The organism is Bifidobacterium sp. M0307 (assembly GCF_016100445.1).
Lineage (GTDB): Bacteria > Actinomycetota > Actinomycetes > Actinomycetales > Bifidobacteriaceae > Bombiscardovia > Bombiscardovia coryneformis.
Genome location: NZ_JACFSL010000001.1, coordinates 1,111,776 through 1,133,152 on the forward strand (window position 1 = coordinate 1,111,776; position 21,377 = coordinate 1,133,152).

Annotated in this window: 18 protein-coding genes; 2 read left to right on the plus strand and 16 right to left on the minus strand. The window is 61.1% G+C overall.

All coding sequences use genetic code 11. The features are described 5' to 3' along the window. Positions 1-4: 4 nt before the first annotated feature. Complete coding sequence (locus H3V08_RS04555) at positions 5-1,678, minus strand: ABC transporter substrate-binding protein (RefSeq protein WP_198181747.1); 1,674 nt, start codon at positions 1,676-1,678, stop codon at positions 5-7. Positions 1,679-1,881: 203 nt separating this feature from the next. Here H3V08_RS04555 and H3V08_RS04560 point away from each other — a divergent pair, with 203 nt between their 5' ends. Next, positions 1,882-2,652, plus strand: a complete 771-nt coding sequence (locus H3V08_RS04560; RefSeq protein WP_033497756.1) for a type III pantothenate kinase — start codon at positions 1,882-1,884, stop codon at positions 2,650-2,652. On the opposite strand, the gene H3V08_RS04565 is transcribed toward H3V08_RS04560, so the two are convergent. The 12 genes from H3V08_RS04565 to H3V08_RS07585 form a co-directional block, all read right to left on the minus strand. After that, on the minus strand, positions 2,636-4,744 hold the full coding sequence (locus H3V08_RS04565) for a beta-galactosidase (RefSeq protein ID WP_198181748.1): 2,109 nt from the start codon (positions 4,742-4,744) through the stop codon (positions 2,636-2,638). The two genes, H3V08_RS04560 and H3V08_RS04565, sit on opposite strands and share 17 nt — an antisense overlap. 89 nt (positions 4,745-4,833) lie before the next feature. Beyond that, complete coding sequence (locus tag H3V08_RS04570; RefSeq protein WP_232340377.1) at positions 4,834-5,580, minus strand: pseudouridine synthase; 747 nt, start codon at positions 5,578-5,580, stop codon at positions 4,834-4,836. Positions 5,581-5,647: 67 nt separating this feature from the next. Then, entirely contained in the window at positions 5,648-7,540 is a 1,893-nt protein-coding gene (gene glmS, locus H3V08_RS04575; protein WP_198181750.1) for a glutamine--fructose-6-phosphate transaminase (isomerizing), read from the minus strand. Positions 7,541-7,694: 154 nt separating this feature from the next. Beyond that, positions 7,695-8,507: an amino acid ABC transporter ATP-binding protein gene (locus H3V08_RS04580; RefSeq protein WP_442859344.1), complete on the minus strand. Its 813-nt coding sequence runs from the start codon at positions 8,505-8,507 to the stop codon at positions 7,695-7,697. Positions 8,508-8,563: 56 nt separating this feature from the next. After that, a complete protein-coding gene (locus H3V08_RS04585; RefSeq protein ID WP_198181752.1) occupies positions 8,564-9,529 on the minus strand; it encodes an amino acid ABC transporter permease in 966 nt (321 codons plus the stop codon). A 169-nt stretch (positions 9,530-9,698) separates the two neighbouring features. After that, the gene (locus tag H3V08_RS04590) at positions 9,699-10,643 is read right to left on the minus strand and encodes an ABC transporter substrate-binding protein (protein WP_198181753.1); all 945 of its coding nucleotides are present in this window, start codon (positions 10,641-10,643) and stop codon (positions 9,699-9,701) included. A gap of 317 nt (positions 10,644-10,960) precedes the next feature. Further along, positions 10,961-11,437: an SsrA-binding protein SmpB gene (smpB, locus tag H3V08_RS04595; RefSeq protein ID WP_033490497.1), complete on the minus strand. Its 477-nt coding sequence runs from the start codon at positions 11,435-11,437 to the stop codon at positions 10,961-10,963. 127 nt (positions 11,438-11,564) lie between these two features. Then, the gene (locus H3V08_RS04600; protein ID WP_442859345.1) at positions 11,565-12,983 is read right to left on the minus strand and encodes a CHAP domain-containing protein; all 1,419 of its coding nucleotides are present in this window, start codon (positions 12,981-12,983) and stop codon (positions 11,565-11,567) included. Positions 12,984-13,073: 90 nt separating this feature from the next. Further along, positions 13,074-13,997: a permease-like cell division protein FtsX gene (gene ftsX / locus H3V08_RS04605; protein WP_045921455.1), complete on the minus strand. Its 924-nt coding sequence runs from the start codon at positions 13,995-13,997 to the stop codon at positions 13,074-13,076. Next, complete coding sequence (gene ftsE / locus H3V08_RS04610) at positions 13,994-15,451, minus strand: cell division ATP-binding protein FtsE (RefSeq protein ID WP_198181754.1); 1,458 nt, start codon at positions 15,449-15,451, stop codon at positions 13,994-13,996. Before ftsE ends, ftsX begins: the two co-directional genes overlap by 4 nt. Before the next feature lie 127 nt (positions 15,452-15,578). Next, positions 15,579-16,718: a peptide chain release factor 2 gene (prfB, locus tag H3V08_RS04615; protein ID WP_198181755.1), complete on the minus strand. Its 1,140-nt coding sequence runs from the start codon at positions 16,716-16,718 to the stop codon at positions 15,579-15,581. A gap of 176 nt (positions 16,719-16,894) precedes the next feature. Then, positions 16,895-17,026, minus strand: a complete 132-nt coding sequence (locus tag H3V08_RS07585) for a hypothetical protein (protein WP_258323549.1) — start codon at positions 17,024-17,026, stop codon at positions 16,895-16,897. 129 nt (positions 17,027-17,155) lie between these two features. Here H3V08_RS07585 and dapD point away from each other — a divergent pair, with 129 nt between their 5' ends. After that, positions 17,156-18,151, plus strand: coding sequence for a 2,3,4,5-tetrahydropyridine-2,6-dicarboxylate N-succinyltransferase (dapD, locus tag H3V08_RS04620; RefSeq protein WP_198181756.1), 996 nt, complete (start codon positions 17,156-17,158; stop codon positions 18,149-18,151). 68 nt (positions 18,152-18,219) lie between these two features. Here dapD and H3V08_RS04625 read toward each other — a convergent pair whose 3' ends face one another. The 3 genes from H3V08_RS04625 to H3V08_RS04635 all read right to left on the minus strand — a co-directional run bounded on the left by H3V08_RS04625 (position 18,220) and on the right by H3V08_RS04635 (position 21,306). Next, positions 18,220-19,512, minus strand: coding sequence for a citrate synthase (locus H3V08_RS04625; protein ID WP_198181757.1), 1,293 nt, complete (start codon positions 19,510-19,512; stop codon positions 18,220-18,222). A gap of 192 nt (positions 19,513-19,704) precedes the next feature. Next, positions 19,705-20,481, minus strand: a complete 777-nt coding sequence (gene map / locus H3V08_RS04630; RefSeq protein ID WP_033490506.1) for a type I methionyl aminopeptidase — start codon at positions 20,479-20,481, stop codon at positions 19,705-19,707. 141 nt (positions 20,482-20,622) lie between these two features. Continuing rightward, the gene (locus H3V08_RS04635; RefSeq protein ID WP_198181758.1) at positions 20,623-21,306 is read right to left on the minus strand and encodes an HdeD family acid-resistance protein; all 684 of its coding nucleotides are present in this window, start codon (positions 21,304-21,306) and stop codon (positions 20,623-20,625) included. Between the last annotated feature and the right edge of the window lie 71 nt (positions 21,307-21,377).

The following is a 21,377-nucleotide window of genomic DNA, read 5'->3' on the forward strand; positions in this document are numbered from 1 at the left end:
ATGGTCAATCCCTCCGATAGGTCAGGTCCGAGAGGGGCAGGAGCGACTGGTTCAGATTGACCGGAAACCCCTCAAGACCCTGATGCCAGGCTGTGGTGATCCGGTAGTTGAAGAGCCAGTCGGCCGCAGCATCCTCGCTGACCTTGCGCGCAGCCTGGGTCAGGAGTTCTTGCGAACGTTCCTGCGAGACCGTATCCATGGCCTGGTCGTAGAGCCGGCGCACTTCGGGCGAATCGTAGTTGTAGTAATAGGTCGGCGTGGCCCATTGATAGAAATCGTGACTCTCACCGTGGTCGACCAGGGAGAGATCGTAGTTCTTGTTGGCATGGACATCCTGGAGCCAGACCGAGAACTCGACCACCCTGACGTCCAGCTCGATGCCGACGACCTTGAGCTGCGAGCGCAGCTGATCCCCCAGCTCGGTGCCGTAGGTATTGGCATACGTCAACCGCAATCGCAGAGGATGCCCCGGCCCGTAACCGGCCTCGCCCAGCAACTGGCGGGCCTTGTCGGGGTCATGGGGGAAAAGGCCTGTCAGATCCTCATATCCCGGGTCCAGGGAGGGGATCGGCCCTCCCATGGCCTTGTCGACACCGCCACGGGAGGCAATCAGCTGCTCATGGTCGATGGCATACCGGATGGCCTGACGAACCCTGATATCGGAGGTCGCCTCCCCCTTGCCGTTCATGGCCAGGACGAACTTGTCCGTGTCCTCCCCCGTCCGAACTTGGAAGGACGGGTCGCCCCGGAAGGGGCCGGCCAGGTTGGCGGTGATGGGTGCCAGAGCCTGCACATCCCCGCTTCGCAGGGCGTTGACGGCGGCATTGTCATCGGTCAGATACCGTATCCGGATGGTCCTGGTCTTGGGTTTCCTGTCCCCCCAGTAGTGGGGGTCTGCCTTGAGAAGGACCGAGTCGTTGGGACGGAAGGTCTCGATCAGATAGGGGCCTGATCCCTGGGCTGCGGTCTTCATGTCATAGGTGGCCTGGCGGTCGAAGACCAATCCCGCCCGTCCGCTCAACTCCCAGAGCAGGTATTGGTATGGCCGGGTCAGCCGCAGTCTGACCGTTGTGGCATCGACCCGTTCGATGGACCTGTAGTTCTTGAGCATTTCGCTGCCCTGGTAGTGGTGGTCCATGAGCTCCTGCAGGGACCAGACCACGTCATCCGCATCAAGGGTGTGCCCATTTGAAAAGTGCATCCCCTTGTGCAGGTGGAAGACGTACTCCAGCCCGTCCTTGGAGATGTCCCAGTCCTTGGCCAGACCGGGAATCACCGTGTTGTTCGAATCCCGGGCGACCAGGCCTTCGTAGACGTTCCCAATCAGGAGCTGGTCCAGGGCGGTCCCCGATTGGTTGCGGATGTCCAGGTTGCCGGGAGCCAGCTTCAAACCAATGCTGATTGAATCGGCCAGGCCCCCCTCGGTCCGGTCCAAGCGCCCCCCGCTATGGCCGGTCCAGAGCGAGACCACCAGGGCCAGCGCCAGGACCAGGCTGAGCAGTTTCCAGGGCAGAGGATTGCCGTAGGACGACATGGGCCGGTACGCCTCGTTCAGGGTCGGATCGGTGCTTGGGCCCGGACGACTCTCGGCACCCGTCCCCCGACTTAGCGGGTCATGGTTTTTATCTGCTTCGGTCGCGCTGCCAGGAGCATGCACGCCGGGTTCATCTGGTCTCATACCTGTGTTCCTTGCGAATTCCGGTTGACCGCCATACTGGTCGATCACCACTGACCAGCATAGCCCCGAAACCCGGCTGGAACAGGATTGCGGCGACATGACCGCACCCGTCCCCCTATGATGGAATCGGAACCAGGGGATGAAGCCGTCCAAGAGGTCGGCACCCGTTCAGGGAATCCAACCGAATGGCAAGGGAGACGAGCATGCTGGTGGCCGTGGATATTGGCAACACGAACATCGAGGTCGGATTCATGGAGGGGGGCCAGGTCAGGGACTCCTACCGCCTGACCACCCATACGGACCATACGGCCGACGAGTTCGGACTCATGCTCACCCAGTACCTGGCCATGGCCGGATACCGTCCGGAGGATGTGGACGATGCCGTGATCTCCTCGGTCGCACCGGATGTCATGCACCCCCTCAAGGCCTGCCTGGTCAAGTTCTTCGGCATTGAGCCCCTGGTGGTCGGCCCCGGAGTCAGGACGGGCATGAACATCCGCCTGGACGACCCCCGCTCCCTGGGTGCGGACTGCCTGGCCGATTGCGTCGGTGCCTATCGGGTCTATGGCGGACCTGTCCTGGTGGTGGATTTCGGCACGGCCACCACCTTCAATTACGTCGACGCCAAGGGGACGATCAGATCAGGGCTGATTACCGTAGGGATACGTTCCGGGGCCAGGGCACTCTTCGAGAAGACCGCACAGCTGCCCCAGGTCGAGATAACCCGCCCGGATACCATCCTGGCAACAGGTACCAGGACGGCCATGCAGGCGGGTCTCTACTACAACTTCCTCGGCGGCCTGGAGCGTATCATCACCCAGTTCAAGACCGAAATCAGTCAGGATTTCCAGGTGGTCGCCACCGGAGGCATGGGTCGCAGCTTCTCACAGGACACTGACCTGATCGACGTCTACGACCCTGAACTCATTTTCAAGGGCATGGCCTATATCCACGACCTCAATGCCGACGGGTGACCACCTTTTCAACCAGGACGCCGTTCACATCCAGGGTGGCCGTCTTCGCGTCCGCATCCTCCCAGGCCAGGGATGCCGCCAGGACGCTCCCCTCCCGGTCGACCTGGACCTGGTGATGGGAGCGGTTGAAAAGGAAGACGAACCGGTTGCGTCCGTCCTCGCCGACCCGCTCCACCCGCAGGACATCACCGCGGGCCTCATCGGCCTCCTGCAGACCCTCCACCTTCAGGGCCTTCAGAAGTTCAGGCAGGGTCTTCTTCAGACCTTCACGCCCCAGCCTGCACCCAAGATAGGCCGCCTTCCCCTGCTTCCAGTCATGCAGGGTCAGGGCCGGGATGCCATCCATACCCGTCCATGAATCCGCCTGGTACCGGGCCAGGACACGGGTGTCATCGGATATGGAGGCGATGACGTCGGCCCAGTCATGAGCCACCGTTCCGTTGGTCAGGTCAAGGTGGTCCATGCCGCCTTCGACGTGCTGATCCATGGGGGCGAACTCTTCGATCTTGATACCCAGCAGATCCCGGATGGACCCGGGGTATCCACCCAGCCATATGCGGTCATGGGCGTCGCTTATGCCGCTGAGATAGGTGACGATGACCTTTCCGCCCTTGGCTACGTAGTCATGCAGCCTCTCCGAGTTCTCCCTGCTGAGCAGGTAGAGGGAGGGCAGCACGACCAGCGGGTAGGTATCCCAGTCGGAACGAACCGGCACCACGTCCGCCCTGATGCCCAAGTCCAGAAGGGCGCGGTACCAATCCAGCGGCTCGGTGCCATGACTGACGTTCTTGCTGGGAACGGACGAGTGTTTGCTGGCCCACTCACTCTCATAGTCGAGGACCACGGCCACCGGGGACTTGTCGAGCACGGTTCCGGCAAGCCCGGCATCGGAGAAGCCGACCAGATCGCTGCCAAGCTCACAGACGTCGCGGAAGACCTGTGAGTCCTCGCCGGCGTGGGGCACCATGGCCGAGTGGAATTTCTCCGCCCCGGATTGGGACTGGCGCCACTGGAAGTAGCAGATGGCATCCGCCCCCAGGGAGAGGTGGGCGAGGGCATCCCTGACAAGTTGCCCCGGCTCCTTGCGGAAGTTGATGGGTCGCCAGTTGACCGCCGAGGTGGAGTGCTCCATGAGCCACCAGGGTTTGCGCCTGGCGATGGAGTCGACCAGACCGGAGGAGTAGGTCAGCTCGTCCAGGTGGGATTCTCCAGGCATGAAGTAGTGGTCGTTGGAGACGAAGTCCACCTGGGATCCCCAGTCGTCATAATCCATGATGAATCCCTGGGAGCTGACCATGAAGTTGGTGGTCAGGGGGATGTCCGGGGTGATCTTGGCCAGGGCGTCACGCTCGGCGATGAAGAACTCCTTGAGGGCGTCTGAGCTGAACCGCTCGAAGTCCAGGAGCCGACCCGGGTTCTGGAAGTTCCCCTCTCCGATGTATCTCGGCGGGAGTATCTGCGAAAAATCGTTGAGCCGCTGTGCCCAGAAGGAGGTGCCCCAGGCCTCGTTGACCGCGTCGATGGTGCCGTAACGCTGCTTGCACCAACGCTGGAAGGCGCGCATGGCATCATCCGAATAATCGAAACGGTTGTGGCAACCATACTCATTGCCCACGTGCCAGGCCACCACATAGGGGTTGTCCTTGTAATGTTCGGCCATGGCCTTGCAGAGCTTCAGGGCATATGTGCGGAATATGGGCGACGTGGGTCGCCAGTGCTGACGTGCCCCGGGCCAGACCGTATCGCCGCGCTCATCCTTCCAGAGAATCTCCGGGTGTGACTGGGTCAGCCAGGCGGGCGGGGAGGCCGTGGCGGATGCCAGGTTGACCCCGATACCGGCCTTCCCCAGCTTGGCGATGATCCTATCAAGCCAATCGAAGTCGAACACGCCCTCGGAGGGTTCTATCCGCGACCAGGAAAAGACCGCCAGAGCCACCACGTTGACCCCGGCCTGGTTCATGAGGCGGATATCCTCATCCCAGACCTCCTCAGGCCATTGGTCCGGGTTGTAGTCACAGCCATACCACAGTTTGGATGCCTGCTTTTTGAGATGGTTGGGCCACCGGTAGGGACGACGTTCGGGTTTGCTCATGGAATGAAACCTCCTGGATGCTCTTCATCGCTGCACTGTCCGGGCTCCTGATAACCATCCCTCGACCCCATCCTCAGGGTTTGGCATGGTCACGACCTTGTATCGGATGCCACTCGTTCATTATGACCTGAGTTTGAGACGAAGCCGAGCGGTACGCTGGAGAAGAACAAACGCTCATGACCTGAGTAAGGATCGACAAAAGCCAGGGAGCGCGCAACCAGCTGAAGAGGGTTGCTGAAGTCGTCGTAAGGGCGCTCCAGGACGCGGGGATACAGGTCGTCACCGACGATGGGAAGTCCCAGGGAGTTCATATGAACCCTGAGCTGGTGGGTCTTTCCTGTTCGCGGATGGAGGGTATAGGCACCCACCAGCCCGGATGATGACCGGAACACCGGCCCCTTGTCGGCGGCCGACTCGATACGGGTCTCGGCATTGACCCTGCCGGGCACCTCGAAGGCTTGGAGCCGACCACGATCCTTGACGATGTGCGACCGGCGCAGGAGGGGAAAGGGACGGGGCCGGTTCAGACCGGTCACGGTTCCGGTCACCGGCCGGCAGACCGGACGGACCGGGGCAAGGCACTCATAGGTCTTCCTGACGCGGTGCTCCTGGAACAGCATCTGATAGGCCCCTCGGGCCGCAGGGTCCCGGACGAAGACCAGGACCCCGGCCGTTGCCCGGTCCAGGCGGTGGGCCGGAGTGATACTGTTCTCGCCGCTCATCTCCCTGAGTCTGATGAGAGCCGTGCTCCTGTACCACATCCCCCGCGGCGTGGTGGCCAGGAAGTGCGGTTTGTCGACAACGATAATCCTGGAATCCTCATAGAGGATGGGCATGTCGAAGAGAATATCCGGTTCGTCCAGAACCCACCGATGGGGTCTCTCGGGCACCGGATGACCTCCCTTACTCGACGGTGACGGACTTGGCCAGGTTTCTGGGCTTGTCCACGTCCAGACCCTTAAGTTGGGCCATGTCCAGCGCGAAGAGCTGCAGGGGGACCACATCGACCAGGGGGCTCATCAGGGTCGGGCACTGGGGCCTGCGGAAGACCACATCCGCATACCGTCCGGCATCCTCGTCGCCCTCCTCGGCCACGGCGATGGTAAAGGCGCCACGCGCCTTGACCTCCTCGATGGCCGAGATGACCTTGCTGTGGAGGACATCCCGCCCGCGCGGACTGGGAACAATCACCACGACCGGCTCCCCCGACTCGACAAGGGCGATGGGGCCATGCTTCAATTCCCCGGCCGCGAACCCCTCGGTGAAGGTGTAGGCGATCTCCTTGAGTTTCAGGGCGCCCTCCATGGCTACCGGGTAGCCCACATGACGACCCAGGAAGAGGAAAGAACGGGCATCGATCATCCGCGCAGCCGTCTCCTGCACCTTCTCCGACTGGGTGTCGAGGACCCACTGGATCTTGGAGGGCATGGCCTTGAGGCTGTCGACGGTCTGATGGATCTCGTCGCGGTACATGGTCCCTTTGACCTGGGCCAGGTAGAGCCCCAGGAGGTAGGCGGCGACGATCTGTGCCAGGAAGGCCTTGGTGGATGCCACAGCCACCTCGGGCCCGGCATGGGTGTAGAGCACGGCATCGGACTCCCGGGGAATCGTGGACCCCTGGGTGTTGCAGATGGCCAGGACCCTCGACCCTTGCTCCCGAGCGTGCCGCAGTGCCATCAGGGTGTCCATGGTCTCTCCGGACTGGGAGATGGCCACGACCAGGGTTCGTGATGTCAGAATCGGGTCCCGGTAGCGGAACTCATGGGCCAGCTCCACCTCCACCGGTATCCGAACCCAGTGTTCGATGGCATACTTGGCCACCAGTCCGGCATAGGAGGCCGTACCGCAGGCCACCACGATGATCTTGTCTATCTGGCGGAAGACGTCAGCATCAATGTGGACCTCGTCCAGGTCTAGGTGCCCCTTGTCGTCATACCTCCCAAGGAGGGTATCGGATACCGAGGCCGGATCCTCATGGATCTCCTTGTCCATGTAGGACTCCCAGCCGCCCTTATCGGCAGCCGAGGCATCCCAGTCGACCGTGTAACGGCGAGGTTCGGGGACGGGCTCCCCCATGAAATCGGTGACGATGACCGAATCGGCGCTGATGCAGACCGCCTGGTCCTGGCCCAGCTCCAAAGCCTCCTTGGTGTAGGCGACAAAGGCGGCCACGTCGGAACCCAGGAAGTTCTCCCCATCGCCCAGGCCCACAACCAGCGGAGAGTCGTGCCGGACCCCGATAACCAGGTCGGGTTGCCGGCTGTCGACGACCAGGATGGTGAAGGCGCCCTTGAGCATCCGGGCCACACGACGGGTAGCCTTGAAGATATCCGGGGCTCCCTCGGTATCGATGATCTCCTGGGCGGCCTTGCCGATGAGCTTGGCGGCCACCTCGGTGTCGGTGGCGGAGGCGAATGTGTACCCTTCGGTCTGCAGGTCCAGTCGAAGCTGCGAAGCGTTTTCGATGATTCCGTTATGGATGATGGCGACCTTGCCGTCCCGGCTCTGGTGGGGATGGGCATTCAGATCGGTCGGTTCACCGTTGGTGGCCCAGCGGGTGTGACCGATACCCACGGTCGCGTCAGGCAGGGGGGATTTCTCGATATCCGCAAGGAGGTTCTTCAACCGCCCGGCCTTCTTACGCACCTCGACCTTTTCCATACCGGGGGCCGCCAGGGCCACACCGGTGGAGTCGTATCCACGGTACTCAAGGCGCCCGAGGCCATTCAGGCAGACTTCAAGCGGCCTTCCGCAGGCCGCATGAACCGATCCGGCATATCCAACGATTCCACACATGGTCCACTAGTCTAGCCAGGTGCCTGGGCGACCCCGCCGTCAGGGGGTCTTCTTGCCTGAATTTCTACAAGCCCACCGGACCAAAGGCATCGGAATAAGGAACGGCCCGGAACCCCACAAGGAACGACCAAACCGCTTAGCGGTCCCTTCCTCCTTACAGAACGGTATCGAGGAAGCTCCGGAAGCGATCCGTGGCAGGGTGGTCGATGATCTTCGGCCCGCCCTGCTCAACCACCACTCCCTCGTCCATGAACACGATCTGATCGGCCACCTCACGGGCGAAGCCCATTTCATGAGTGACCACAACCATGGTCATCCCCTCGCCGGCGACCTGGCGCATGACGCCCAGGACCTCCCCGACAAGCTCGGGATCCAAGGCACTGGTTGGTTCATCGAAGAGCATGATGTCAGGGTGCATGGCCAGGGCCCTTGCAATGGCCACCCTCTGCTGCTGACCGCCTGACAGTTGGGCGGGATAGTAGTCCATGCGGTCACCCAGACCGACCCGGTCCAGCTGGACCTCGGCCTCCTCACGCGCCTTGGCCTTGGAAACCCCTCCGACATGGACGGGAGCCTCCATGACGTTGCCCAGGGCTGTCATATGGGGGAAGAGGTTGAACCGTTGGAACACCATGCCAATCCTGGCCCGTTGGCGGGCGACGGCCTTATCGTCCAGAGTCTGGAGGACCGGACCATGCGACGTCTCCACCTGCCTGTATCCGGTGAGCTCCCCATTGACGTAGATTTCACCGGCTGTCCTGGTCTCCAGCTGGTTGATCATCCTCAGAAGGGTGGACTTGCCCGACCCCGAAGGGCCCAGGATGGCGGTCACCGTGCCCGGCATGACCTCCAGGCTGATTCCCTTGAGCACGTGAAGGTCACCGAAGGCCTTGTGCACGTCCCTGATGATGATGGCCGGTTTTGAAGAGTCCGGCTGCTTCCGATCCTCGCTTTGATCCGTTTTCACGACCGGTCCTTCCGTTTCCTCTGGGTCTGTCCTCATGCCCGACTCCGCTCTCCTGCTCATGCGTTCAACCCTGCCATCAGGACCTGGTTGATCTTGTCAACCTCCTGACCGTCCTCACTGCCGTCGGTCCCCTTGGGGGACTTGCTGGCCAGAGGCCGTGAATCGAATCCCTTGCCGTAGTGCTTTTCAAGCTGGGCCTGGACGACCATAAGCACCGACGTGATGACCAGGTACCAGATGCTGGCCACAATCAGGAGGGGGATGGTCTTGTAGATGCGGTTGGCGATGGCATTGGTGGCGAACTGGAGCTCCAGGGTGAAGGGGACGGCCAGGGCCAGAGAGGTTGTTTTGAGCATGCCTATGGTCTCGTTCCCGGTGGGCGGCACGATGATGCGCATGGCCTGGGGAAGGACGATTCGACGCATGATCATCGAAGGGGGCATGCCCAGGGCTTTGGCAGCCTCGCTCTGCCCGGGGTCAACTGCCTCGATGCCGGCACGGACAATCTCGGAAAGGTAGGCGGCCTCGTTGAGTCCCAGACCCAGAATCGTGGCCACGGTTGCGTTCAACACAGTCTTGGTGTCTATGCTCCAGAATTCGGGTCCGAAAGGTATCCCGATGGCCAGCTTGGGAATCAGAACGGAAAGAAGGCCCCAGAAAACCAGCTGGGTGTATACGGGCGTGCCCCGGAAGAACCAAATGAAGAACCAGCTGACCCAGCGCAGGACCGGATTGGACGATTTGCGCATGACAGCCAGGATGATGGCCAGAACCGTGGCCAGAACCATGGAGTAGACGGTCAGGAGGAGGGTCCACTTGATACCGTCCAGAACGTGCTCATTGAAGAGGTACTTCCAGACCGTGGGCCAGTCGAAGTTGGGGTTGGTCACCATGCCGTGAATCAACATGGCAACGAAAATGGCCACGATGATGGCTGCCACGATCGGTCCCGGCTTGCGCACAGGCCGGGCCTGTATCCGGTCGGGAATCCGAACCGATTCCGTCCTCTTCTTGGTTTGCATCGTGCGCTTCCTTCCGAACGGCCGGCATGATTAAGGTCCAGCCTACTGCTGTGGCGAGGCGGGCATCGCCCGCTTCTCACCATTGAAGGTCCGGCAGTGGGGTGCGTGAACCCAATGCCGGACCAAGCGTGTATACAGGGTCAGTTGTTGACGACTTTCGCAACCCTGCTCAGTCGGAGACTGCGGGGTTGGTTTCAGCCTTCTCGACGGCGCCGCTCTGAACCCCCCAGTTCTTGAGGATCTTGGCATAGGTGCCGTCATCGATCAGCTTCTGCATGGCCGCCTGTGTGGCTTCGGCCATACCACTGTCCTTCTTCAGGGCCGCACCCTGCAGGACGATATCGGTGTCCTTGCCCAGCTTCTCCAGCTGCCCACCGGTCTGCTTGATGGCATACCCCGTCACCTGGGAGTCAGCGTAGAACACGTCGATCTTGCCGTTGACCACCGCTGTGGCGGCATCGGTCTGCTGCTTGTACGACTGCACATCCACAGGCTTCTTGCCCTTGGCCTTGCAGTCGGCGGATATCGTGTCGGTGGCTTGCTGTTCTTCTATGGTGCCGGTCTGCACACCGACCTTGGCGCCGCAGATATCGTTCGGATCAATCTTGGAGGGGTTGCCCTTCTTGACGGCGAAGGCCATGCCCGCCTTGAAGGTGGAAACAAAGTCGACCGACTGCATCCGCTCCTTGGTGATGGTGAAGCTGGAGATGCCGGCATCATACTTGCTGCCGATGGCGGGGATGATGGTATCGAAGGAGGCGCTGACCATTTCGCCTTCGAGCCCCATGACCTTGGCGATGGCCTTCGACAGGTCCACGTCGTAGCCGATAGGGGTCTTCCCGTCCTCATCCATGAACTCTCCGGGCGCATACGTGGTCTCCATGCCCACGGTCAGCTTCCCGTCCTTGGCCACCGACTCGGGCACCATGGCGGCGATTGCCGGGTCCTTCTGTATGCCGCTGACGTCGAAGGCTGCCGGGTGGGAGCTTGTTTCGGCCTTTCCTCCCTGGCTGGTCTTGTCGGCCTCATCCGTCGTTCCACAGGCTCCGACCGATGCCAGAAGGGCCACGCTCAGTGCGGCCGCAGCCGCTGCTTTCATCTTCCCCATCATCATTCAGCTCCCTCTCCGAAGGCAGCCACCTGGTAGCTGTCTCCACATCCGTCCTTACTTGACATGCACCATTATGCACTCTTTTGCATTTTTATGCACTTCGATACAGCGAAATGACCTTACCGTTCATTCTCGCTTCATCGCACCTTTTCCGCACTATTGCGGTATTTATCGGGCAATTCTCACTTCAGCCACATGAAACACTCGGGCGTGTCGTATGCATAAATATCATTCGTTATTCATACCAGTAAACGCATTGGGAATTGCGGGGAATCTCTGCTGACCGGACCAATCAGGAGCAATGCAGCATCCCCGCCAGGTCAGCGGCGCCTGTTCTTGTAGCGCATGACCCTCAGGGCCTCGCGCTTGTCCTGCTCCTCACGGAGGGACTGACGCTTGTCGTACTCCCGTTTGCCCCTGGCGACAGCAATCTCCACCTTGACCCTGCCGTCCTTGAAATAGATGCTCAGGGGGACAATGGTGTACCCCTTGGCCTGAACTTGTCGCTCCAGATTGACAATCTGCCGGGCATGCAGCAGGAGCTTCCTCTTGCGCTTCGGGGCATGATTGTTCCAGGTGCCGTTCAGATACTCCGGAATGTTGGCGTTCTCCAACCAGACCTCATGATGCCTGTCAATGCTGACGAAAGACTCGACCAGCGAGGCCCTCCCCTCGCGGAGGGATTTGACCTCGGTCCCGGTCAGGGCGATGCCGGCCTCGAATCTGTCCTCGACCTGATAATCGTGGCGGGCCCTTCTGTTCTGCGCAATCAGGGTCGTCCCGGTCTCCTTAGCCATGGCATCCTCCTTCCGTCTTGGTCGTTGCTCCAGGGCTGTGCTGCACCGAGAATAGCACAAAGGCGCCTCCCGCAAGGAAGGCGCCTGCAGCAAATTGCGGTTCCCCGGCCCAAGGCGGGACAGGAAATCAGTAGTGCACGTACTGGTAGTTGCTGGCTCCATAGACGGTCTCGTAGGCAGGGAACGAGGAGAAGCCCGTCCCACCCTCGGAAATCAGCACGGATCCATCAGCATTGATACGCTCCACTATTGCAACGTGCCCATAGGTCCAATCTGCATTCCAGTACCCCACACGCTGACCCCTGGCAAAGACCATGGCGGCACCTACGTGCGGTGTGTTGTTGACCAGGTAGCCCAGTCTTCGACCCGTATTTGCCCATTCGGCCCCATTGCCCATGTATGAACCAACAGGCAGGCTGAGCTGCGAACGACGGATATATGCCCATAGGGTGCACTGGCGGGGAGGATAGGCAGCACCACCAACGGTGTTGCCGGTGGCGTGGCCGTAGCAGTATCCCGAGCCCGCAGGGCAGTTGCCGGGAACGGCATAATCCATGCCGCTGGCCCAGCCGCCGCCACCGCCGCCATTACCACCACCGCCGGAGGGGGGTGCAGGGGCTGGAGGACGCGCTCCGCCGCCACCGCCGCCACCGGTCTGCTGGGCACCACCAGCCGAGGGGTCTGCTGACCCGCCTATACCGGGCTGGTTCAGGGACTGGATCATCGACTGGGTGGCCACAATATCAGCGGCTTCACGGGCGGCCTGGGTTGTCAGCATGCCCTTCTGGCTTTCCAGGTTGGCCCTGGCCTGGGCACCCTGATCACGCAGGGCCTGAAGGCTGTCCTGCTTGGCCTGGGCCTGGGCCGCAGCTTGCTGCGCAGCGGCGGCCTGCTGGTCAGCCTTTGTTTTCAAGCTTGAGATCTGCTTCTCAATGGCCTCCAGCCGATCCTTTCGGTTCATGGAGGAATTCAACGCATTGGCCGCAGCGTTCGCCGTATTGGCCTCGGATCTGGTTACTGCCGCGTCAGACTGCATCTTATCGACGAAATCCTGGGTACTGGATGACTTGGTCACGATGTCCATGACCTGGGAGGCATCGGACCCGTGGAACCCCTTGCGGGCCATCTGAGCCACGCCGTCCTTGGCATCGTCATAATCAATGCCGGTCTGCTTGATCTTCTTTTCCAGGTCGGCCTTGTCGCGCCTGGCCGCCTCAAGGCGTTCATTGGTGGCTTGTGCCAGGCTATTGGCCTGCTCCGCATTCTGCTGGGCGTCCAAGGCCTCCTTTTGGGCTGCGGGAATCTGGTTGGAGTTCAGATCGTCCAGACTGAGAATCTGGTTGGCCAAATCCTCGTTCACACCGGCCAACTTGCTCTTCAGGGCCTCATTGTTCCGCACCTTCTGCTGGAGGTCATACCAGGTCGGGGCGGCCTGGGCCTGTGGCACCTGGTCGACATACCCAAAGGCCAGGGTGCCCACCAGGGTCGTCAGGGACAGCACGAGGCCAAGCGCCGTGTCAATCCGCTTCGCACGCTTCATGTTCATGGCCTTTCATTCACTTCCAAGTAATCAGTAGACATTATGTCAGTTTCTCTTTCCGGCAGGAGATTCCGGGAAATCTCATCACAAGACCTCTCAGGTCTTGAGATACCGGCGCAGGGAGATGGAGGAGGCCAGAGCGGAAAGGACCATGGCACCCAGAATCAGGGCCGGGGCCATGACCATGACCGTTGTCTGGTTGATATACGGCATCCATTGAACGGTCTGAGCCAGCCAATCGGTGATGAAGATCTTGACGATGGCACTCAGGGCCCCCACAGCCAGGAGGGACCCCAGGAAGGAGGCAACGACGCCTTCGAGGATGAAGGGAAGGCGGATGGTCCAGTTCGAAGCACCGACCAGACGCATGATCTCCGTTTCGTTTTTCCTTGAGGCGGCACTCATCCTGATCGTGGTACCGGTGAGGAGGATGGCAACCACCACCATGACCACAGCCAGGACCAGGGTGACCACGGTCGCCCTGTTCAGGATCTTGAACACCGGGTCGAAGATCTGCCGCTGATCGGAGACCTCCTCAACCCCGTCACGCCCGCTCAGCACCTCGGAGACCACCTGGTACTTGGTCGGGTCCTTCAATTTCAGGCGGAGGGAATCCTGCATATCGGCCGCCGTCAGGGTCCGGCCTTCATAGGTCCCGTTGGGGTACTGCTTGAGGAAGGTGTTCTTGAAGAACTCATCTCGGCTCTGGTAGGTGATTTTTGACACCGAGTCCCGAAGTTCATTGTGAATCGTGGATTCCAACTTGACGATCTCGTCCTTGGTCGGAGCCTTGCCGGTCGCGCAGGATGTGGCCTGGCTGGTCCCGTCCGGGCAGAGCCAGACAACGACCTCGACCTGTTCGTACCAATCCCCCTTGGCCTTCGTGATCTGGGCCTGCATCAGACCTGAAGCCCCGATGAAGAGGAAGGATATGAAGGTCACCAACATGACGGAGAGAATCATGGAACCGTTCCGTCGGAGGTTATCCCAGGTACTGGAAAGAATGAACCGAAGTCTCATTGCCTATCATCCTCCTGAACATGTTCCTCCGTAGCCCCTGGCTGCGAAGGCGGGGACGGAGGGGCGGGCGGTGCCTGAACAGGGACCGTGCCTGCCTCGCCTGCGGATTTCACCCGGTGCCCGGAAGTCGGATGTGGGGCCTTGGCGGAGTCACGCACAGCGGCCTGACTCGGCCCGCCGTCCGTGGCAACCGGCCGTCCCGTGGACGGCCTGAAACGGTCGTAAGCGGCACTGGGTTCCACCCCACTTCGAGAAGAGGACGATTCTTGGGTCAAACCACCGGTCTGTCGGACCCCGTCCACCTGCGCGTCCATTTTCCCGGTTCCCGCATCGGCCTGGCCATCGGGCCCATCAGCCTGCCCATCGGCCGAACCGCTCCCCCGGCGGGATTCATCGCCCGTTTCCGTCTCATGGGCCTGGCCGGCCTCATCCAGATTCTTGATTCCCTTGCCCCAGGTAAGGGTGTTCTCCACAGAGGTAAAGACCTCCCCATAGCGTCCGGTCCGACCTGAGTGAACGGAATTCGCCAGGCGGGCTATTCCCTCATCCCCATACTGCGAATCGTGCACGGCCTCAGCCACGGCCTCAACCACCTCGACGGCCCCCTTGGTCCCATCGCTTATGGGTTTGTTTCTCGGAGCCTCAACCCTGACTCGCACCTTCGGGCGCGCTCCCTGCCGGGCATCATCAAGGGCATCCCCGTCATTCGGGTCTCCGATGGCATGGTGGGCCTTGGCCTCCACCTCAGCGTCGGGGAAGAACTTCGAGGAATCATATGAGCCGTGCGCCTGGTCACGCATGATCTTGCCGGCATGGAGCTCCACCACCCGCTTGCGCATGGAGTTGACGATCTCCTCGTTGTGGGTTGCCATGACCACCGTGGTCCCCGTGCGGTTGATGGCGTCAAGGACCTCCATGATGCCCAGGGACGTGGTCGGATCCAGGTTGCCCGTAGGCTCATCGGCCAGAAGAATCTGCGGATGGTTCACATAGGCACGGGCCAGGGCCACACGCTGAGCCTCACCGCCGGACAGCTCGTGAGGGTAGTTGTCCTCCTTGCCGGTCAGCCCCACCGTCTTCAGCACCTGCGGTACCAGGGTCTTGATGGTGGAACGACGGGCACCGATGACCTCCAGGGTGAAGGCGACGTTCTGCCACACCGTTTTGTTGGTCAAAAGCTTGTAATCCTGGAAAACGAAACCGATGGAACGCCTGTAACCGGGGACCTCGCTGTTGCGCAACCTCCGCAGGTCGTTCCCCGCCACTCTGATCTCGCCCTCGGTGGCCTCCTCCTCATGCAGGAGCAGACGGAGCAGGGAGGTCTTGCCGGAACCGCTGGCACCCACCAGGAAGACGAAGTCCCCTCGGTCGATTGCCAGGCTGATGTTGTCCAGGGCAGGGCGGGACCCCCTTGGGTAGATCTTGGTCACGCCATCAAGTGAAATCAGCGCCATGGACCCTCCGTTCATCGGTAATCACACCGACATTATCAACTAATACGACCTTACTCACCGGAGCAGCACCCGATCAGGCCCGAGGGGCGAAATCATGGCATCATCTCCACGTCGGCGAGCCGGAGGCTCACTCTCCGGCTGCCTCGCGCTCCTCCTGCTGCTCGCGACGCTGCTGGTGGCGCCAACGTATGCCTGCCTCGATGAAGGCGTCGATGTTTCCATCGAAAACCCCCTGGGTATCCGAGGTCTCATAGCCGGTGCGCAAGTCCTTGACCATCTGATAGGGATGGAGCACATAGGAACGCATCTGGTCGCCCCAACTGGCCTTGATGTCGCCGGCCAGTTCCTTCTTCTTCTTGGCCTCCTCCTCATGACGGAGAACCAGAAGACGGGACTGGAGGACGGCCATGGCGGCCGCCCTGTTCTGGATCTGACTGCGCTCATCCTGCATGGTGACCACGATATTGGTGGGCAAGTGGGTGATGCGGACCGCAGAATAGGTGGTGTTGACACCCTGTCCGCCGGGTCCTGAGGAGCAATACGTATCCACTCGGATGTCCGAATCCGGAATATCGATGTGATCGGTGGGTTCCACCAGGGGGATGACCTCGACAGCCGCGAAGGAGGTCTGCCTGCGGCCCTGGTTGTCGAAGGGGGAGATACGGACCAGCCTGTGGGTGCCGCCCTCGACCGAGAGCCTACCGTAGGCGTAGGGAGCGTCCACCTGGAAGGTGGCCGACTTGATACCGGCCTCCTCGGCGTAGGAGGTGTCCATGATCTTGGTCTTGAATCCGTGCCGCTCGGACCACCTCATGTACATACGCAGGAGCATTTGCGCCCAATCGGCTGCATCCACGCCACCCGCTCCGGAGCGGATGGTCACAACGGCCGCACGCTCGTCGTACTCGCCGTCAAGGAGTGTCTGAATCTCCATGTCAGCCAGGTCGGAATTCAGGGATTCGACCTCCCTGCTGGCCTCCGCCAGGACATCCCGGTCATTCTCCTCTCGCCCCAGCTCCTCCAGGGTCTCCACATCATCCAGCCTGCTGGAGGCGGACTCCAGGTGCTTGAGTTGGGACTGAAGGGAGGAGAGTTTGCTGGTGACCTTCTGGGCGTTCTCCTGGTCGTCCCAAAGCCCGGGGGCACTGGCCTCCTTCTCGAGATCGGCAATCCGCGAGCGCAGACCTTCCGGGTCCAGTGCCTTGGCGATCATCTCGTACTTTGCCCGGGCCTGTGCCAGAGCCTGTGAAAAATCAACTTCTGCCATACTGTTTCACCATTCCATACGTCGGCACCGAACCATGCCGACAACATACGTTTTCATACCTGTTTCATCCGGATACGGTCATCCCGACCGTCCATTACCGGAGCAGCGCCAGATCCCACTGGGCCACTCCCCACTCCCCGATAGCGGACCCTGCGGGGAGACCGGCAAGCATGGTGTCAAAGACCACTGAAAAGAGCAGGAACAAGCAGGGAACCCAGGAGGGCGACGGCTATGACGAGGCAGACCACCCGGGCCACATTCCTGCGTCTGCGCTCGCGGCGCTCGCGTTCATCCCTGTACTTGTTCACAGGGCACCATCTTAGCCAGGACCGGTCCCAACCCCCAAGACCGCCCGGAGCCCTGAACCGATCCTGTTCTATCCTGAGTGGAGCACACGAGGACCAGATGGCCCGCCGGACGACAGGTAAGGAGTCGCGATGACAGCAACAGCTACAGGATGGGGCTGGGGTCTGGCCAGCATGGACGCCCAGGGCAGGACCCTGGATGTCTGGTATCCCAAGGCGGAGATATCAACCCCACCCAGTCCGGAGAATCGTCCGGCACACGGGCTCGGGGACCTTGTGCAGGACCAGCCTGATGCCCGCGGCGTTCGCAGGCAGCCCGTCTTTACAGTGTCCGAGCTTGACAAGCCCATCAAGGACGCGGCCGATGCCTACCTGCGCCTCCACCTGCTCAGCATGCGTCTGACCAAGCCCAACTCGATGAACCTCGATGGGATCTTCGGAAAGCTGACCAATGTGGTCTGGACCAACTACGGCCCCTTCGCGCCGGAGGATTTCACCCTGCGCAAGACCGACCTGCTCGGGACCGCAGCCCGATCCATGCCGGGAATCCCCGTAACCGACGTGACCGTACTCGCCATCGACAAGCTTCCCCGGATGGTGGACTATGTGGTTCCCTCGGGTGTTCGCATCGGCAACGCCGACAGGGTCCGCCTGGGTGCCTACCTCTCGCCTGGCACCACGGTCATGCACGAGGGGTTCGTCAACTTCAATGCAGGTACGCTTGGCACATCCATGGTCGAAGGTCGCATCTCCCAAGGGGTCGTGGTGGGCGATGGTTCCGACATCGGCGGTGGGGCCTCCATCATGGGCACCCTCTCCGGCGGTGGCAAGCACCGGGTCTCCATCGGCGAGCACTCCCTCCTGGGAGCCAATGCAGGCATCGGCATATCCCTGGGCGACAACTGCGTGGTGGAGGCCGGCCTCTATGTCACCGCCGGAACGAAGATTACCCTGGGTGCCGAAAGTGAAGCGGCCAAGTTCCTGGGGATAAGGAAGGACACGGTCAAGGGGTCCGAACTCAGCGGCAAGGACCACCTGCTCTTCATCCGCAACTCCCAGACCGGACAGGTCCAGGTCCGTCTACGGACCAAGGGCATCGAACTGAACGAAAGCCTCCACGCGAACTGACCCCGCCTCACCACAATGGACCGGCTGAAGTGATTCGATTCCTTCGCCGGTCCATTTGCATGCCCTGATCACCGGCGTTGCTCGATGGGAACGAAGTCCCGCTTGCCCGGCCCGGTATAGACCTGACGGGGCCGTCCGATTTTCGAGGTGGGATCGTTCATCATCTCGTGGTACTGGGCTATCCATCCAGGTATGCGCCCCAAGGCGAAGAGGGTCGTGAACATCTGGGGATCGAATCCGATGGCCCGATAGATCAGCCCGGTATAGAAGTCCACATTGGGGTAGAGATGCCGCTCGATGAAGTAGTCATCATGAAGGGCCATGTCTTCCAACTCCAGGGCCACGTCGAAGAGGGACCTGTCAGCTGAACCCAGCTGGCTCACCTCATCGTCCATGACGGCATAGAGCCATTTCTTGGCGATTGCGGCCCTGGGGTCATAGGACTTGTATATCCGATGTCCCAGGCCTGAAATCCTGCTCCCCTCCTTCTTGGACTCCTCGACAAAGGCGCGCACGCCGAGTCCCGAGTCCCGAATCTCCTCCAATTGTCGAAGCACCTCTTCATTGGCACCACCGTGCAGGGGCCCCGAGAGGGCGTTTATACCCGCCGCCACAGCCGAATACAGGTTGGCATGGGCGGATCCTGCCACCCTGACGACCGAGGTGGAGCAGTTCTGTTCATGGTCCGCATGGATGATGAGGAGCTTGTCGAGCGCCTGGACCATAAGCGGGTTGATCTGGTATGGCTCGTAGGGAATGGCGAAACTCATCCTGAGGAAGTCCTCCACGTAGCCACGGGTCTCATCCGGGTAGAGGAGCGGTTCGTTCCGACGACGACGGTGGATCAGGGAAACGATGGTGCGGACCTTGGCCATGATGATGGCACAGGCCTCCTCGAACCCGTTAGGGTCGCCGAATCCGCAGGTATCCGGATGGAAGGTGGCCAGGGCGTTGACCGCCGAGGCGAGGACACTCATCGGGTGGGCGCTCCTGGGGAAGGAGGAGAGGAGATTACGGAAGTCCTCCCCTACAAAGGTGTGGTGGAGTATCCGCTCGCGAAATTCGTCATACTGCCTCTTGTCGGGCAGGTCCCCATGAATCAGGAGCCAGGCCACCTCCAGGAAGTTCGACCCCTCGCAGAGCTCCTCGATGGGATATCCCCGGTAGCGCAGGATGGAACGTCTGCCGTCAATGAAGGTTATGGCCGACTCGCACTGGGCCGTGGTCAGGAACCCCGGGTCCAAGGTGACCCATCCGTCGTTGCGGAGGGAGGAGACCAGGATGCCCTTGGGTCCTTCGGTGGATTCGACCAGAGGGAGATCGAACTTCGCATCTCCGACAACCAAATGGGCTGTTGACATCCGACACCTCCATCTGCAACCGACGGACCGTCTTGCCGGTACAGCCACCAGGATCCTGGCGACGATGCGGTGTTTCCCTATACCGGCGCGGAATTTCGGTCATACTAACAGACGGAATCACTCCTTCCGTTACCGGAAGATGATGTCAAATCGTGTGATGCGTAAGTCCTTGCAACATGGTGTGACGGGAATTCAGTCCCGGCTGGTCAGGATGACCGGCCCGTCCTCGGTGATGGCGATGGTGTGCTCGCTGTGAGCCCCGCGGGAACCATCGGCTGAGCGCAGGGTCCAGCCGTCCTTGGGATCCTGGAATATCTCGTCGGTGGTTGCCAGGAACCAGGGTTCGATGGCGATGACCAACCCGGGACGCAGCTTGTATCCGTGATGCGGGGTGCCGTCATTGGGGACATGCGGATCTCCGTGCATGATGCGCCCCACGCCGTGCCCGCCGAAGTCCAGGTTGACGCTGTAGCCGTTTTCGTGGGCCACCTCGCCGATTGCAGCGGATATGTCTCCCAGACGATTGCCGGGCTGGGCCTGGGCTATACCGGCCGCCAGGGCATCCTCGGTGGTCTTGATCAGACGAAGGTCCTCGGGGTCGGCATCATCACCCACCACGAAACTGATGGCCGAATCACCGACCCACCCGTCGACATTGATGGCCAGGTCAAGGGAAAGCAGGTCGCCGTCCTTGAGGTCGTAGTCGAAGGGAACCCCGTGCAGGACCGCGTCATTGACCGAGAGGCAGATGTAGTGGGCGAAGGGGCCGGTGCCGAAGTCTGGCGCATAATCCACGTAGCAGGACGTGGCCCCCTTGCGGGACTGAATGCGCTCCTTGACATGGTTGTCCAGGTCCAGCAGATTGACCCCGGGCTTGCTCATGGCCTTGAGTTCCTTGAGGATACGACCAACGAACCTGCCGGCCGGCTTCATCTCCTCGATCTCCTGCTTGGTCTTCAGCTCAATCATGCCTGTACATCCTTTCGGGTTCTCCGCACACTTGCCGCCCTTGCTTCTGCGGCTACCAGGTCTGAGTGGCCATTGCTCCGCCCGGCCCACCCATGCTCTGGTATCAGTCTTATCCTGCAATAGGGACCGATGGAACGAGGGTCATCGCCTGCCGAACGAAAACGCCCTGATGATGGAGACGATGCCCAGAACCAGAAGGGCGCATCCACTGAAGATGACCAGGAACATGACCGAACCCAGCGGATAGATCATGACGCAGATGCCGGCCAGGATCGACACGACTCCGGAGAAGATGGCCCAACCGGAGTGAGGCATCCCCCAGGAGGCGGCCAGGCTCATGACGCCCTCCATGATCCAGCCAATGCCGACAATCATCGTAACCAGAATCGTCAGGGCCGATGCCGACAGGGCCGTATTCTTAATGATGACGATGCCGCCGATGGCAATCAAGGCGCCGAAGAGAATCCCCAGAACACGCCATCCGCCCGGCAGCCCCTGGGCCACGATGGAGGTAGCCAACCTAACCACACCGGAGATGATGAAGTAGATACCGAGAATAACGGTCAGGGCAATCAGGGTCTTATCGGGCCAGAGCAGCAGAGCCAGGCCAAGAACCACTCCAAGGGCGCCCATGGCCCCAAGCAGGATGCGTATGGCCTTCATGGTTCCGCCGGCCATGTCCTCGACAATCAGTCTGAAGGGGTCCATGGTGGGCATGGACCCCGACCGCGGGTATCCGGCCTGGGGATTCCCGTTACCGTACGGACCCTGGTACTGCCCGTCGCTGTACCAATCCGGATCCTGGCCCTGGTTGGGATCTGACATGATGCCCCTTTCAGATGGTGTTGGCGCACCTGTACAGGTGCGCGCTCCTATGCTCAGTCTAGGCGCGACAG